At 58.8% G+C, this 15,100-nt stretch carries 13 protein-coding genes; 3 read left to right on the top strand and 10 right to left on the bottom strand.

Annotated elements, in window-relative coordinates; translation table 11 throughout:
- Positions 1-8: 8 nt before the first annotated feature.
- Entirely contained in the window at positions 9-1,424 is a 1,416-nt protein-coding gene (locus ACL2XM_RS22045) for a PLP-dependent aminotransferase family protein (RefSeq protein ID WP_413723518.1), read from the bottom strand.
- A 193-nt stretch (positions 1,425-1,617) separates the two neighbouring features.
- Between ACL2XM_RS22045 and ACL2XM_RS22050 the strand changes: the two genes are divergently transcribed.
- Positions 1,618-1,839, top strand: coding sequence for a DUF1127 domain-containing protein (locus tag ACL2XM_RS22050; RefSeq protein WP_410012912.1), 222 nt, complete (start codon positions 1,618-1,620; stop codon positions 1,837-1,839).
- Here the strand turns inward: ACL2XM_RS22050 and ACL2XM_RS22055 are convergent.
- The 8 genes from ACL2XM_RS22055 to ACL2XM_RS22090 all read right to left on the bottom strand — a co-directional run bounded on the left by ACL2XM_RS22055 (position 1,828) and on the right by ACL2XM_RS22090 (position 9,011).
- A complete protein-coding gene (locus tag ACL2XM_RS22055; RefSeq protein ID WP_410012913.1) occupies positions 1,828-2,634 on the bottom strand; it encodes a phosphate/phosphite/phosphonate ABC transporter substrate-binding protein in 807 nt (268 codons plus the stop codon). The two genes, ACL2XM_RS22050 and ACL2XM_RS22055, sit on opposite strands and share 12 nt — an antisense overlap.
- On the bottom strand, positions 2,631-3,635 hold the full coding sequence (locus ACL2XM_RS22060; RefSeq protein WP_413721723.1) for an ornithine cyclodeaminase family protein: 1,005 nt from the start codon (positions 3,633-3,635) through the stop codon (positions 2,631-2,633). The genes ACL2XM_RS22055 and ACL2XM_RS22060 overlap by 4 nt, the downstream gene beginning before the upstream one ends.
- Before the next feature lie 21 nt (positions 3,636-3,656).
- Positions 3,657-4,607: an ABC transporter ATP-binding protein gene (locus ACL2XM_RS22065; protein WP_410012915.1), complete on the bottom strand. Its 951-nt coding sequence runs from the start codon at positions 4,605-4,607 to the stop codon at positions 3,657-3,659.
- 5 nt (positions 4,608-4,612) lie between these two features.
- Positions 4,613-5,257, bottom strand: a complete 645-nt coding sequence (locus tag ACL2XM_RS22070; protein WP_410012916.1) for an ABC transporter permease — start codon at positions 5,255-5,257, stop codon at positions 4,613-4,615.
- Positions 5,254-5,901, bottom strand: coding sequence for an ABC transporter permease (locus ACL2XM_RS22075; RefSeq protein WP_410012917.1), 648 nt, complete (start codon positions 5,899-5,901; stop codon positions 5,254-5,256). Before ACL2XM_RS22075 ends, ACL2XM_RS22070 begins: the two co-directional genes overlap by 4 nt.
- Positions 5,876-7,450, bottom strand: coding sequence for an HAL/PAL/TAL family ammonia-lyase (locus ACL2XM_RS22080; protein WP_413731614.1), 1,575 nt, complete (start codon positions 7,448-7,450; stop codon positions 5,876-5,878). The genes ACL2XM_RS22075 and ACL2XM_RS22080 overlap by 26 nt, the downstream gene beginning before the upstream one ends.
- A 19-nt stretch (positions 7,451-7,469) precedes the next feature.
- Positions 7,470-8,360 carry a glycine betaine ABC transporter substrate-binding protein gene (locus tag ACL2XM_RS22085; RefSeq protein WP_410012919.1) on the bottom strand — a complete coding sequence of 297 codons (891 nt, stop codon included), beginning with the start codon at positions 8,358-8,360 and terminating at the stop codon, positions 7,470-7,472.
- A gap of 264 nt (positions 8,361-8,624) precedes the next feature.
- A complete protein-coding gene (locus tag ACL2XM_RS22090) occupies positions 8,625-9,011 on the bottom strand; it encodes a MerR family transcriptional regulator (protein WP_413729198.1) in 387 nt (128 codons plus the stop codon).
- Positions 9,012-9,100: 89 nt separating this feature from the next.
- On the opposite strand from ACL2XM_RS22090, the gene ACL2XM_RS22095 reads away from it, so the two are divergent.
- Together ACL2XM_RS22095 and ACL2XM_RS22100 are read left to right on the top strand one after the other, a co-directional pair.
- Entirely contained in the window at positions 9,101-10,009 is a 909-nt protein-coding gene (locus ACL2XM_RS22095; protein WP_413731616.1) for an alpha/beta fold hydrolase, read from the top strand.
- A 473-nt stretch (positions 10,010-10,482) separates the two neighbouring features.
- Complete coding sequence (locus ACL2XM_RS22100; protein WP_413731617.1) at positions 10,483-11,802, top strand: ferric reductase-like transmembrane domain-containing protein; 1,320 nt, start codon at positions 10,483-10,485, stop codon at positions 11,800-11,802.
- 209 nt (positions 11,803-12,011) lie between these two features.
- On the opposite strand, the gene ACL2XM_RS22105 is transcribed toward ACL2XM_RS22100, so the two are convergent.
- Positions 12,012-14,738 carry a cation-transporting P-type ATPase gene (locus ACL2XM_RS22105; protein WP_413731618.1) on the bottom strand — a complete coding sequence of 909 codons (2,727 nt, stop codon included), beginning with the start codon at positions 14,736-14,738 and terminating at the stop codon, positions 12,012-12,014.
- Between the last annotated feature and the right edge of the window lie 362 nt (positions 14,739-15,100).

Consider the following 15,100-nt stretch of genomic DNA (forward strand, 5'->3'; position numbering starts at 1 on the left):
GGACGAAATCAGGGTTGCTCCAGCAACTGCTGAACCTTCATACCGATCTGCCGTATGGCCTGCTTTATCTCGTCTGAAAGCGGGCGCGCGTAATTTATCCGCAGGCAGTTGTCATATTTACCGGCGGCGGAAAACACCGCGCCGATGGCTATGGAAACCGCCTGGTCTGATAATGCCTGGTTCAGTCGCTGGGCATCGATACGGCGATCCAGCTCAATCCATAATAAAAAGCCCCCCTGCGGGCGGCTTACCCGCGTACCGCAGGGAAAATAATCCGTCACCCATCCGGTTATCACATCCCGATTATGCTGGTACTGACCACGCATACGCCTGACATGCTTGAGGTAATGCCCCTGCCTGATAAAATCGGCGATGGCCAGCTGCGGCAGGCTGGCGGTGGGGCCGGTGCCGATATATTTCATATGGACGGCGCGGTTCATATAGCTGCCGGGGGCAAGCCAGCCGACCCTTAAGCCCGGCGCAAGGGTTTTGGAAAAGGAGCTGCATAACAGCACATTGCCGGAAAAATCCATTGACGTAATCGTGGCCGGCCGGGGATAGGGATAAGACAGCTCGCCGTAGACATCGTCTTCAACGATGGCCACATCATGTCCCTGAGCCAGCTCCAGCAGCGCCTTGCGGCGCGCGATCGGCATATGGCAGCCCAGCGGGTTTTGCCCCGTGGGCGTGACCAGGATGGCTTTTACCGGCCATTGCTCCAGCGCCAGTTCCAGCGCCTCGACGCTGATGCCCGTTACCGGGTCGGTGGGGATTTCCAGGATATGCATGCCCAGTCCGTGCAACAGTTGCAAACCGGCCGGGAAACAGGGTTTTTCCACCGCCACCAGATCCCCTGGCTTGCAGACGCAGCGAATCGCAATCGACAGCGCTTCCCGGCCGCCGTCGGTAATCAGGATGTTGCCGGCATCCATGCGGCTGCCGCCGTCAATCATCAGCCGGGCGATTTGCCCGCGCAGCTCAACGCTACCCCGGATATCCTCGTCATCGAACGTCCGCAGGTGTTGCCGCTGGCTCACATGGCTCAACGCCCGGGTTAACGGCTTGAGGCTACTGGCGGTAACGTCGGGCGCGGCGGTCCCAAAGGCCGTCTCGCCCGCCTGCGCCGGGCCGGCCATGCCAAGCACCAGGTCCCACTGCGGGATGGCCAGCGAGCATTGGGTCATATCACAACCGGCGGGCAGGCCGGGGCGCAGTTTGCGGTGAGCGACAAAATAGCCGGATTTAGCCCGTGCCTCGACCAGCTGTTGTTCTTCAAGCTCGCGGTAAGCCTGCTGTACGGTGGTGATGCTGACCCCGTGCTCTTTGCTGAGCACCCTGATAGAGGGCAGGCGAACACCGATGGGATATAAACCTTGTTCAATACGCTGGCCCAGCAGGGCAGCCAGATTGTGGTAGCGGGTCATAGCCATATGCGTGTCGTCAATTAACCCATGTTGGTAGCGGTCAGCCAGGAAAAGGATACAGATGGCCTCTATAAATAACATAATGTGTCATGGTGACGCCATCTGTCTATGACAAACCATTAATCGGTTGAATCTACTCGTTTTTAGGCAAAGGATTCATGCTGTTGCCATCAATTGCGGATGGACGACAGCCATGAAGAATCTTATTACGGCGGACCCTGATAACGCGCCTGAGCGCATCGCTTGCGGCAATACCGGCTGGTGGCGGCGGTTATATGGCCGGTATCAACAGTGGCGGCGACACTCCCGCAGCCGCAAGGCGCTGAGGTCGCTTAATGACGCGCAATTGCGGGACATCGGCCTTACCCGTGATGACCTGCCGTATAAAGATGAGCGCGGCCCGTCAGCGCAGTAGCCGGTATCCCGCCTGTTCAGCGGCGGCTGCCCGCCGCGCCAGCAACTGATAGTCGCGTGGGTCGGGGATCTTAAATCCTTGCAGCTGCAGGGCCGCCAGCAGCGCGGAGCCGTTACTGTCCTGGGCTAAGGCGATAAACGCGCGTTGCAGGGCGGCAAGCGCGGCCGGCGGCAGTGAAGCCGACGCCACCAGCAGGGGCATCGGAGCCGGCGCGGTGTGATCTATCACCCGTACTTTTTCTATCAGCGCCGGCTCGTCGCGCGCCAGCAGTTCATAGGCATAGCTGTCCACCGGGCCGATATCGGCGTCGCCGCCGGCGACGGCCTCCACGACCCGGCGCGGGGTCACCAGCGGGCCGGTGGTTTCGCGATACAATGTGGTTTGCCCGGGGCGCAGGAACGGCAGCAGGTGAAAGCGCAGGGCGCTGTAGCCGGAGTGCGATTCCGGGTTGGTAAACGCCAGGCGCCCGCCGAAGGTATCCCGCAATTGCCGGTAGGGCGCATCGCGGGCGACGATCAGGCGGCTGCGGTAGCTGCCGGGGCCATCGGGCAGCGAATGCAGCGGAACCGGCGCGGCAATGGCCACGACGGGAAACAGCCCGAGCGAAAACGGCAGGCCGCACATAAATACCCCGGCCAGATCCGGACGTTGCCATAGCGCTTCCAGCGGGGCAGGGGCCGGATAATCAATCACTTCCCCAGAGATGCCGGCGCGCCGGTAGACCGCCTGCAGCAGCGTTTTCCAGCCCGCCGCCGCCGCCGCGGTGACCGAATACATACGTCCGTTGGCGATCATGCGTAGCGTAACTCCTGTCCGATACCAAGCCTGCGCGCCTTTTCCAGCATCGCATGACCCAGGGCAATATCGCTGAGCGACAGACCGCGATGCCAGAACAGGATAGTTTCATCGTCGTTCTCGCGTCCGCTTTTAACACCGGCGACGATCTGGCCCAATTCGCCATGCAGCGTTTCCCCGCTAAGCTTGCCGGCTTCAACGTGCGCCCGCAGGGAGCCAAACATGCCGCCTTTGCACTGGCCCCAATCATCCACCACCAGTTTATCCATGATGTCGGTCAGCGACAGCTCAACCGCGCTCATCGTGCCGTAGGGCACGACCAATGCGCCGGGTTTGATCCAGGCGGTTTTCAGCATGGGCGCCGGCTTTTCCAGCCGTGACGCCTCGACCACGATATCCGCATCGCGCACACAGCTTTCCCAATCGGCGGTGACGATAATCTTTTTGCCCAAATCCTGTTCCAGGCGCTGCGCGAAGGCGTTGCGACTTTCCGGACGGCGGGAGTGAACGCGGATTTCATCGAAGTCATACAGACTGTCCAGCAGGCGTACATTCCAGTAAGCGGTGCCGCGCGCGCCGATATGCCCGAGTATTTTGCTGTTTTTACGCGCCAGATGGCGGGCGCCCAGCGCGGTAATCGCTCCGGTGCGCATATCGGTAATGGCCGATGCGTCCATGATGGCCACCGGCATGCCGGTGCGCGGGTTAAATAGATTGAGCATCGCCATCTCGGACGGCAGGCCCAGTTGGTAGTTATTCACGTAGTCGCCCACCACCTTCACGCCCGCCAGGTTAAGCGGCGCGATATAGCCGCGCAGTACGTTGAAATGGCCGTTAAACGCCGGATCGGGGATCAGGTGCATGCGGGGCTCGATGACCGTTTGGTTTTGCCCCTGCGCCAGCAGTCCGGCTTCGACGGCGGCGAGGATTTCGCTGTCGGTCATCGCCAGTTGCTGGATGTCCGGGCCATTGAGGTAACTGATATTGACGTGTGCAGTCATTTAATTCCCTTAGTCCGGCGCTCAGGCCGCAAGCAATGTTTGCTGATAATGAAAAAGCTGCTGACGGTTTAATTCCCCCAGCACCTGGTGTTGGTCATCGGTAATGCGCACGCCTGGCGCATCCTGGGCCAGCATCAGGGCCAGCACGTCTTTCAGGCTCGCCCGGGCGTTGACCGAGAGGGTATAGCCGCTTTGGGCGCCGGGCGTCATCGCATGACCGACCGGCGTCAGCGCCAGCAGTTTTAACGACGCGTCGCTGCCGATAAACGCGGCGACAAAGTCATCGGCCGGTTTGCTGAGGATAGCCGCGGGCGTGTCGTACTGACAGAGTTTACCGTCGCGCATAATGGCGATGCGATCGCCCATCTTGATGGCTTCGTCGAGATCGTGGGTCACAATTACCACGGTTTTCTTAACCCGCTGCAGGATTTGCTTAAATTCGTTTTGCAACCGGCCGCGTACCAGCGGATCGATGGCCCCGAAGGGCTCATCCATCAGCATGACCGGCGGGTCGGCCGCCAGCGCCCTGGCCACCCCGACGCGCTGGCGCTGTCCGCCCGACAGTTCCGCCGGATAGCGGCCGCGATCGACGGGATCGAGACCGACCAGATGCAGCAACTCATCGACACGCGCGTCGGTTTTGCGGCGATCCCAGCCCAGTAGACGCGGCACGGTGGCGATATTGTCCGCGATGTTCATATGCGGAAACAGGCCGACGTTCTGGATAACATACCCGATCTGGCGGCGCAGTTGCACGGGATCGACGGCGGTCACATCTTCGCCATTAACGAAGACGCGTCCCCGGGTGGCGTCCTCCAGCCGGTTAATCAGCCGCATGGTGGTGGTTTTTCCGCAGCCGGAGGGGCCAATCAGCGCGGTGGTGGAACCTTCCGGAATCTCAAGCGTCAGGTCAAATACCGCTTTTGCCGTTGTCCCGGGATAAATCTTGGTAATATTTTCCAGTCTGATCATGGGGTTTACCCTTTAGGGACGTGTTTGAACCCGATTTTTTCAACGGCGCCGAACAGCAGTTCGGCGCCGATGGCCAACAGGATGATGGGGATGGCGCCCACCAGCAGGCGCGACATATCCATAATGGCGATGCCGGTGGTGACAAAATCACCCAGCCCGCCGCCGCCGATAAAGGAGGCCAGCGCCGCGCCGCCGATCACCTGCACGGCGGCCGTGCGCACGCCCGCCAGAATGCCGGGCGCCGCCAGCGGCAGAATGACCCGGCGCGTTGTTTGCGCGCGCGTCAGCCCCATTCCCTTGGCGGCGGAGAGCGTGTCGTTATCCACCGCCTGAATGCTGGTGCAGGTATTCAGCAGGATCGGCGGCAGGGCGAGAATCACCAGCGCCACCACCGACGGCAGCAGCCCGATGCCCAAAAACGGCAGCGCCGCCGCCAGGATCGCCAGGCTGGGAATGGTTCTCAGGGTGCTGGCGATATTGGTGGCGATAAACGTGGCGCGCGGCGAGGCCGCCACTTTCACCCCAATCGGAATAGCCAGCAGCAGCGAAAACAACAGCGCCAGCCCGCACATCACCAGGTGTTGGCGCAGGGCGTCGAGGAACTGATCCGGATTAGCCGCAATCCAGCGCCACGCATCCAAAAAAATCATGCGTTTGCCTCCACGCGAACGACGGCATGGACGCGTCGCGCCAGGCGCCGTTGCAGCAGCAGGAACAGCGCGTCGACACCGATGGCCAGCAAAGAGGTCAGGCCGCCGCCCACCAGGATTTTTTCCGGATAACGCTGGTCCAGCCCGGCGAAAATAATGGTGCCCAGACCGCCCGCGTTAATATAGGCGGCCACCGTGGCGATGCCGATAAGAGTGGTGGTGGCGATGCGCAGCCCGGTGATAATAAACGGCAGCGCCAGCGGCAGCTCAATCTCCCACAGCATGCGCCAGTAGCCATAACCCATACCGCGCGCCGCATTCAGCACGTCGGGCGCAATGGCGTGAAAGCCGGTAGCGATATTACGCACCATGATCATCAGCGCGTAGGCGGTGAGGCCGACAATCGCCGGCAGCAGGCCAATTCCCAGCCATGGAATAAACAGCGCGAACAGCGCCAGGCTGGGAATGGAAAACAGCATGCCGGTGAAGGTCAGCACCAGCGCATAGGTTTTGGGCCGGCGGGCGCTCCAGATGCCTAATATCATGGCGATGATGAAGGCGCCGCTTATCGATATGCCCACCAGGTAAAGATGTTGCCATAAGGCCAGGCCGATATCATCAAGGTGTTTGGGAGCCCAACGCATGGCACTCAGTCTCCAGAAGCTGTTCGCCGGCGTTCAGCCAGCCGGGGGCGGTAATGGCCTTAGCCAGATTTTCAATATCGCGGGCGGTGGAGCGATCCTGATCCAATACGGCGACCCGTCCGCGCACGCGGGCATAAACGGCCGCGCTGCCCTGGCCAAGCCGCGCCTGTGGGTCCTGGCGCAAATCGACGGCCTGCGCCGCCACCATCAATTCAATGGCTACCAGATAGCGCAGGCTTTCCACCAGGCGCGCCGTTTTACTGATGACGGCCATGGCCTGCGAGGCGTAGTCCTCCACCCGATCGGCCACCGGTATGGTGATAGCGGACAGCGGATTGGCCTGATGCACAATATCGCCGGTCAGCGCGGAAATGGTTTTTTGCAGCGTGGCAAACCCCGTCTGCCCGCGGTGCGGCGTCAGGAAGCGCGGCAGCCCGCTGGCCCCCTCGGACATCAGTTTCATCATGCGTTCAGCGGCGCAGCTGGCCTGGCGCGCCAGCGCCAAACCCAGGGCTTCAAATGCCAGCGCCAAATGCGTGGCGTCAAAATTGGCGTTGGCCAACACTATCCCGGCCTCGGCTATCAGGGCCGGATTATCATCAGCGCTGTTCAGCTCAAGTTCAGTCGCCTGCCGGGCCAGGTTGAAGGCCTGATAGACGCTTGCCAGCACCGACGCCGCGCAACGGAAGCTCAGCGGGTCTTGCAGCAGACGCGCGCCGCCGGGCTGGCATAAAACACCGCCGGCCAGCAGCGACAGCAGATGGGACGCGCATTCCGCTCCTCCCGGCAGCCGGCGGATACGGCTGGCCCATGACGACAGCGGGGAGATGTTGGCGCGGAACGCTTCGAACGACAGGGCAATGGCGCCGGCCTGGACGTTAACCAGTTGGGCAATATCGGCCAGCAGCAAGGCGGCCAGGCCGACGCTTGCCGCATTGGAGGAAACCAGCGCCAGTCCATCCTTGCCGGTCAGAGCCGGCAGGGTGAAACCCAGGGTGCGCGCCAGCGCGCGGATATCGGTGACCTGTCCCCGGTATTCCGCCTCTCCGTCGCCCGCCAGCGCGCAGCCGATATGCGCCAGCGGCGCCAGATCGGCTTCGCCGATCGAACCCAGCAATGGCACCTGCGGATGCACGCCAAGATTTAATAAATTAAGTAAGGCCTGCGCGCTCGGCAATGAGATGCCGGAATACCCTTCGGCAATGCCGGCAAGCCGCGCCAGCATCATTGCCCTGACCTGTACGCTATCGGCAAGCGGGCCGACGCCTACCGCGCGCGCCAGTGGAATACGCTGCTGGATGGCGTGCAGGCGCGCGCTATCCTGGCGCCCGTCGGCGCCATTGAGCACCGCGGTATCCACGCCGGCGCCCAGGCCGGTGGTCACGCCGTAGATCCGATCGCCGGCGTCTATGCGCTGGTAAAGAAAAGAAAAGCCGTTTTTTATGCGCTCAAGCGCCGCCGGACTAAACGCCACCGGCTGATTTTCCCGCGCTATGCGCGCAAGCGTTGCCACGGTTAAAGCACTGTCGCCACCGAGATGAAACGTCATGATCACTTTTGCCCGGTTGTCAGGGTTTCACAATGCCTTTTTCACGCAGAAACGCTTGCGCGACGTCGGCCGGTTCTTCTTTGTCTTTTTCCACCGCGGCGTTAAGTTTTTGCATGGTGGCGTTATCAAGCAGCGCGCTGACCTTATTAAGCGCCGCTTCCGCGTTGGGATAGGCCTTTAGCGCCTGGTCGCGGACCACCGGGGCGACGAAATACGGTGGGAAGAGATGCTTATCGTCCGCAAGCGAGACATATTGTCCGTCGGCGATTTGCCAGTCGGTGGCGAAACCGTTGGCGACATCGATCTGTCCGGCGGCCAGTGCATCATAGCGCAGGCCGACTTTAGCGAACTGGCGGAAGGATTTGAATTTAATGCCGTAAACCTGCTCCAGTCCTTTCAGGCCGTCCTGGCGATCGCCGAACTCCGCCCCCGCGCCGATGGTCAGTTGCGGCGCCACCTTGGCGAGATCGGAGAGGGTTTTTAAGCGATATTTATCGGCGGTGGCTTTACTGACCAGCAGAGCATAGCCATTGTTCAGCCTGGCCGGGGCCAGCCAGGTAAGCTGATATCTCTCGGCGTAGGCGGTTTTGACCTGCTGGTAGACTTTGTCCGGGTCGGATGATAATTCACCTTTCACCACCGCGCTCAGGGCGGTACCGGTGTATTCGGGATACATATCGATATCGCCTTTTACCAGCGCCGCCTGCGCTATCAGCGTGCCGCCCAGGTTAATTTTGCGTTCAACCGGAATGCCCGCCTGCTCCAATGCCGAGGCATAGATTTCCGCCAGAATATACTGTTCGGTAAAGCTCTTGCTGCCGACGATAAAATCCGCTGCCTGGGCCGCTGACGCTAAGGCGCTTAATCCGGCAATGAAAAATACCATCTGCTTAAGGGGGGTTATGCGCATTTTTTTCCAGAGTAGAATGAGTTGTGTGAATAGACAGGTATATACAATTTCTATGCCAACAATATAAAACATCAATACTCATTGGCTTAGGCCCATCAGCCGCTATTGTCGCGGAGTAAACACGCGCAATTGCACCAGCATATGAGAACGGCCCTTCGAAAGTAGCGCATAAACACCGCGCGGGTGAAATTCGTTTTCGCCATAAGTTATAGCGTTAGTAGCAAAGACAGATCGGATCGGTCGGGATGACCAGCCGCAAGAAAATCAGTCCAGGGGAGGGATAACGCCCTCGGCCAGCGTCTTGAGCAGGCGCGCGCGGCGGCGCTCGAGGTCGGCTATCTGGCGCTCGATGGAATCCAGGCGCTTGCGCTGGACCTCGGTGGTCTGGGGGCAGGCGCTCGCCCCTTCGATCATCCGCATGCAGTCGGGGAACGCGCGGATCTCCGCCAGGCTAAAGCCGGTGGCGATCATGCGCTGGATCTGCCTGACCTGAGCCACCGCCGCCGGGGGAAATGACCGGTAGCCGTTACAGGTGCGGATGGACGTGAGCAACCCCTGCTCATCGTAGTGGCGGATAGAGCGGACGCTGGCGCCGGTTGCGCGCGCGAGCTGGCCAACGGTCAGCGAGTCTGGCGTAATCGTTTTATTCATGGCAACAGCATAGCACATTTTTACCTTGACCCTGACATCAGTGTGAGGGTTGAGTCTGTGGGCTCTTGTCCAACCGAAGAGCATTGCTTATGTCCACATTTACGTTTAGCCGCATCTTGTCCGCGCTGGTGGTGACCGCCACGCTGTTCACTTTTTCCCCGGCAGCGCTTGCCGACACGAAAAACTACACTATTACCGCGCCGGACGGCGTAAAAATAGCCGTCCAGGAAGCGGGCAATCCCGACGGCGCCGCCATTATTTTTATCCATGGCCTGCTTGGCAGCCATCTTAACTGGGAGGGGCAAATCAACAGCCCGCAGCTTGCGCGCTATCGTCTGATTACCTACGATATGCGCGGCCACGGCCTGTCCGGTAAGCCCACCGACGCCGCGTCTTACACCGACGGACGGCGCTGGGCGGAAGATCTCGCCGCGGTCATCAAAACGTCGCATGCGCGAAAACCGGTGCTGGTGGGGTGGTCGCTGGGCGGGGTCGTTATCTCCAATTATCTGGAAGAGTACGGCGATAGTCCTATCGCCGGCGCGGTTTATGTTGACGGCGTGATTGAACTTAAGCCCGATCAGCTACCGCCGCATCCTGCGGTCTATCGCGATTTGAATGCGCCTGATTTAAAGGCCCACCTCGACGCCGTACGTGATTTCCTCAGCCTGTGCTTCTATACCCAGCCGGACGCGGCCACTTTCGGGCGTCTATACGCCAATGCCGCCATGGCCTCATGGGATATGCAGCGAGCCGTGATGTCGATAACAGTCGATGCGGCCAGGGCCCTGGGCAAGGTCCGGGTGCCGGTGCTGCTGATTTATGGCGCCCGGGACGCGCTAGTGCGGCCAACGACGACCATGGCCCGCGCGCAGGCGCTGAATCCGGCGATACAAAAGAAGCTTTACGCCAATTCGGGCCATGCGCCTTTTATCGAGGAGCCGGAGCGCTTTAACCGCGATCTGTCCGCCTTTACCGATAAGACGTTGCCGCGCTAAGCCCGTTTGACGGGATGGCCGCAAGAACAACGCGCGGGTGATTACGTTCTGCCATGCCGCGGGGCTAAAATGCCCGGCGGCATGTATTAGTTTCTGGCTCAGCGGCAAGTATCTTCGTTATTTACCAGCGGGTAACGGCGCTGACCGGGGACGTCTGACGCCATCATTGCGACCGGCGGTAATATTATAAAAATGCGTTATGCCACCCGGATAAACGATAAAAAAAGCTTATAAATAAAATGATCAATGGAATATTAATAACAAGGTTATTTATTTAACTCTCTCTGCCATTGGAATATTAAGAATAATTACTCTTATTCCGTACCGCGATCACAATTTAATTTTTACTCGAGATGAACTCTATTTTTTAATAGAGATTATTTACAAACGGAGAGCTGACGCAATTTTTGCCAGGTTAAACAGGCTTATACTGACCGAAATCTGATAATAATGATCTGTGCGGGGAGTTAACCATGCTTACCTTTGCGCTGCGTAATAGCCTGTGGCTGCTGGTTTATCTGTTCTTTATTTCGGCTCCGCTGTTTGTCCTGCTGTTAGGCTCGCTGCCGCCCGCACGTGATTTCTGGACCGAGTTATCCATGGCCCTGGGATATTCGGGATTAGCGATCATGGGGCTGCAATTCGGCCTGACGGCGCGCTTTCGCTGGGTAACCAAACCCTGGGGCGAGGATGTTATCTATCATTTCCACCGGCGCATCTCGTTAATCGCCCTTGGCCTGGTGCTGGCCCATCCGCTGATTTTGTTTATTATCCGCCCGGAGCTGCTCGCGCTGCTTAATTTTTTCGCGGCCCCCTGGCGCGCCAGGCTGGCGGCGATATCCACCTATTCGCTGATTGCCCTGATCGTCATGACGCTATGGCGGGTGAAACTCAGGCTCAGCTATGAGGTGTGGCACCTCACCCATATCATCCTGGCTGTGGCGGCCGTGGCGGCGGGACTTTTGCATATGGCCGCATGGGGCTTTTATCTTAATGACCCGGTAAAAAAAGCGTTGTGGTGCGGGCTGATGCTGTTCTGGCTGGCGTTGCTGCTGTATGTCCGCCTGGTAAAACCTCTTTTTATGCTACGCCGGCCCTACCGGGTAACGCAGGTGAAAGCCGAACGCGGCGCCACCACCACCTTGGTGATGATGCCGGAGGGACATAAGGGGTTTGGTTTTACGCCGGGCCAGTTCGGCTGGCTGACGCTGTGGAAGGGTCCGTTTAATATTACTGGCCATCCCTTCTCGTTCTCCTCCAGCGCGGAGGCGGAAGGCGGACGCGTAGAGATGTCGATCCGCAACTTGGGCGATTTCACCGCTAAAATCGCCCGGGTTACCGCCGGACAACGGGTGTATCTCGACGGTCCGTACGGAGCATTCACCATCGGCAACCCGGCCGACATGCATGTGCTGATTGCCGGGGGCGTGGGTATTACCCCCATGATGAGCATGTTGCGCACCCTGGCCGATCGTGGCGATAAACGCCCGGTGGTACTGATATACGGCAGCAAGGACTGGGAATCCATTACTTTTCGCGAGGAGCTGGACGCCTTGCGGGCACGGCTTGATCTGACGCTGGTGCATGTTCTGTCCCACCCCCATGAGGGCTGGACGGGAGAGACCGGCTTTATTAACGCCGCCTTGTTCAGGCGTCACCTGCCGCCGCCGTATAATTTGCATGAATACTTTATTTGCGGGCCGAACGTGATGATGGATGCCATTGAACACGCCTTGTCCGAGATGGATGTGCCGATGGCCAAATACCATACCGAACGCTATAACTTCGCTTGAGGAACATAGATTATGCAACGACGTGTCGCCGAACAGTTGGCTTTGATCAGCGGGCTTATTATCGTGATGCTGGCGCTACTGTTCGCCTGTTTACGGGTCTATGGATGATTGCCCGGCACGCCCCTTTTACAGTGACGGCCGGGACGAAAAGATCCGGTTAATCCTGTGTTTGGTATGCCAGCCCGGCGCCGATGGCCGGGCCTTTGGACTTAGGCCGCGTTAGCCGTGGTTCTTAACCGGGCAAACACCCATTTTTCAATTTCAACAATAATGAATATACCGATGCTGACCAGCAGGGTAACGCCCCAGTAAAAAGCCGGCAGCGGCTCGGTGCCGAACGCCCGATTCATAAACGGCAGGTAGATAATGGCCAGTTGCAGCACTATCAGCACGCCGGTGACCAGCCATAATCCCCGGTTGAGGAATATTTCCCGGTTCAATGGGAAGCGGTCCATTACCCGGCAATTGAACATATAAATCCATTGCGCGGTGACCAGCGTTTGCATGACCAGCGTGCGGATAAATTCGCCGCTGTAGCCGCGCGGCAGCAGCAATGATTCCAGCCAAAAGGCGCTGCAGGCGATAAGCGTGCCGACAAAAGCGATACGCCAGATGGCATGGCCGTCCAGCACATGCCGGGCGGGATCGCGCGGTGGGCGCAGCATCACGCCTTTTTCCGCCGGTTCAAAGGCCAGGCCGAACGACAGCGTGGTGGACGTGGCCATATTCACCCACAATATTTGCAGGGCGGTCAGGGGGATCACCGCGCCGGCCAGGATGGCGAAGATAATCAACAGCCCTTGCGCCAGGTTGGTGGGCAAAATAAACAGGATGGTTTTTTTCAGGTTGTCGTAAACGCGTCGCCCTTCTTTAACCGCGTTGGCGATAGTGGCGAAATTATCATCGGTTAATACCATGTCCGCCGCTTCCTTGGTGACCTCGGTACCCTTAATTCCCATGGCGATACCCACATCGGCCTGTTTCAGCGCCGGTGCATCGTTAACGCCGTCGCCGGTCATGCCGACCACCCCGCCTTTGTCCTGCAGCGCTTTGACCAACCGCAGCTTATGCTCCGGGCTGGTGCGGGCAAAAATATCATAATGCATCGCGGCGCCGGCCAGCTGGTTGTCATCCATATGCTCCAGCTGGCTGCCGGTAATGGATTCAACCCCATTGCCGATCCCAAGCATGGCGCCGATGGCCATGGCGGTTTCCTGATGGTCGCCGGTAATCATTTTCACGCGGATGCCGGCACGCTGGCACAGGGCGATGGCTTCGATGGCCTCGGGACGCGGCGGATCCATCATGCCGGCGATGCCGGCAAATACCATGCCCCGCTGGATATCCGCATGCTCCAGGCCCGTCTCTCCTGGTATGGGGTGTTTAAAGGCGGCGGCCACCATCCGCAATCCCTGCCTGGCATAGCGCGCCATTTCCTCTTCCCAGAAATCACGGCGAAACGGGCGTAATCCCTCTTGCGCCAGTTCCTGGTGACAGAAGGTAAACAGCACGTCCGGCGCGCCGGTAAGGAAAACCAGGGTCTCATCGCCGATCTGATGGCGGGTCGCCATGTATTTATACGCGGAGTCAAAGGGGATTTTATCCAGCAGGCTGACCTCGCCAAGCCGCAGGCCGGACTTAGCGGCCAGTACCTTCAGCGCGCCCTCCGTCGGCCCGCCGGTAATGCCCCACAGGCCCCGTTCGTCCTGCCGGATTTGGCTGTCATTACACAATTCCACCGCGGTAATAAAGCGCGCCAGGGCGGCATCCTCGCTCAGTGCCACCGCCTGCTCGCTTTCCTGCGGGTAAATTTTACCCACCGGCTCATAACTTTCCCCGGCCACCCGATAGCTGCGATCCGCCACCACCACCGCTTTTACCGTCATTTCATTCATCGTCAGCGTGCCGGTTTTATCGGAGCAGACCACGGTCATGGCTCCCAGGGTTTCCACCGTCGGCAGCTTGCGGATAATCGCCCGCGCCCGCGCCATGGACTGTACGCCCAGCGACAGGATAATGGAGATGATCGCCGGCAATCCTTCGGGCACCGCGGCGACGGCAAGGCTTATCAGCGCCAGCAGCAGGTCGGTGAACGGCATATCGCGCAGGAAAAAAGCAAAGATAAACAACAGCCCCATCATCACCAGGATCAGCATGAAAATGCCTTTGCCCAGGCGATCCATTTGCGTCAACAGCGGTGTGCGGTGCGGATCGATGGCGGCCATCATCTGGTTAATATGGCCTAACTCGGTATCGCCGCCGCTGGCTATCACCACGCCTTTGGCCGTGCCCGCGCTGATGGTGGTGCCGGAAAACAGCAAATTAACGCGATCGCCAATCGTCACCTCCCGATCAATCGCGCCGATATGTTTGGCCACCACCGTCGATTCACCGGTTAGAATGGCCTCTTCCACCAGCAGGTTATGGGCCTCCAACAACCGCAGGTCGGCCGGGATTTTGTCGCCCGGGCGCAGGGTGACGATATCACCGGGCACCAAATCCCGGGCTGCAATGGTTTGGGTAATCCCCGCGCGAATCACCACCGCCGTGCTGGACAGCATGCCCTGAATGCTTTTCAGCGATTTTTCAGCGTTGCTTTCCTGCACAAAACCAATCAGCGCATTAATCACCGCCACCGCCAGGATAATGACCATATCGACCCACTGCGCCATAATCCCTTTTAATACCGCCGCAATCAGCAGTATATAAATCAGCACATCATTAAAGTGCGCCAGGAATTGTAATAACGGATGCCGGGTTTTGCGCGCGGGCAGTTCATTGGCGCCATGGCGGCGCAGCCGTTCGGCGGCCTCGTGCGCGCTTAATCCGGCATCGGTGGTGTCAAGCTGGCGCAACGTTTCCTTCGTATCCAGCCTGTACCAGGCTTGGTCCGGGTTCGTTGGTGAAACAGATGGTTTTACCGGTGCGGTAGCCATGTAATGACCTCCAAAGGGCAAACAAATAATAGATTATGTTTACAAGACAATGACGCGTTGTTTTATTCCGCAGCGAAATAACATTGACCCGCCGCGTGGCCACACCCGGCCGACGGCGGCGTTTGGGTAGTAAAAAGGCGATGAAAAGTAACCTAATAATAACAGCCTCATGCCGTTATCAATGAGAGATCGGTCAGCTTATTAACAGGAGTGTAATAATTAATTAGCCGGATATTTTTCGGTGAGCCTGGTTGAACGGGGACGGTGCTTGCCGGTAAAAGCACAATTAATATTAAACGGGCGGCTGTTTATTAAATAAATTTATTCTTTAGTCTCTTAAATATCAATTTTTATTAATGAAT

Source organism: Sodalis sp. RH20 (genome assembly GCF_047324205.1).
Lineage (GTDB): Bacteria > Pseudomonadota > Gammaproteobacteria > Enterobacterales > Enterobacteriaceae > Acerihabitans.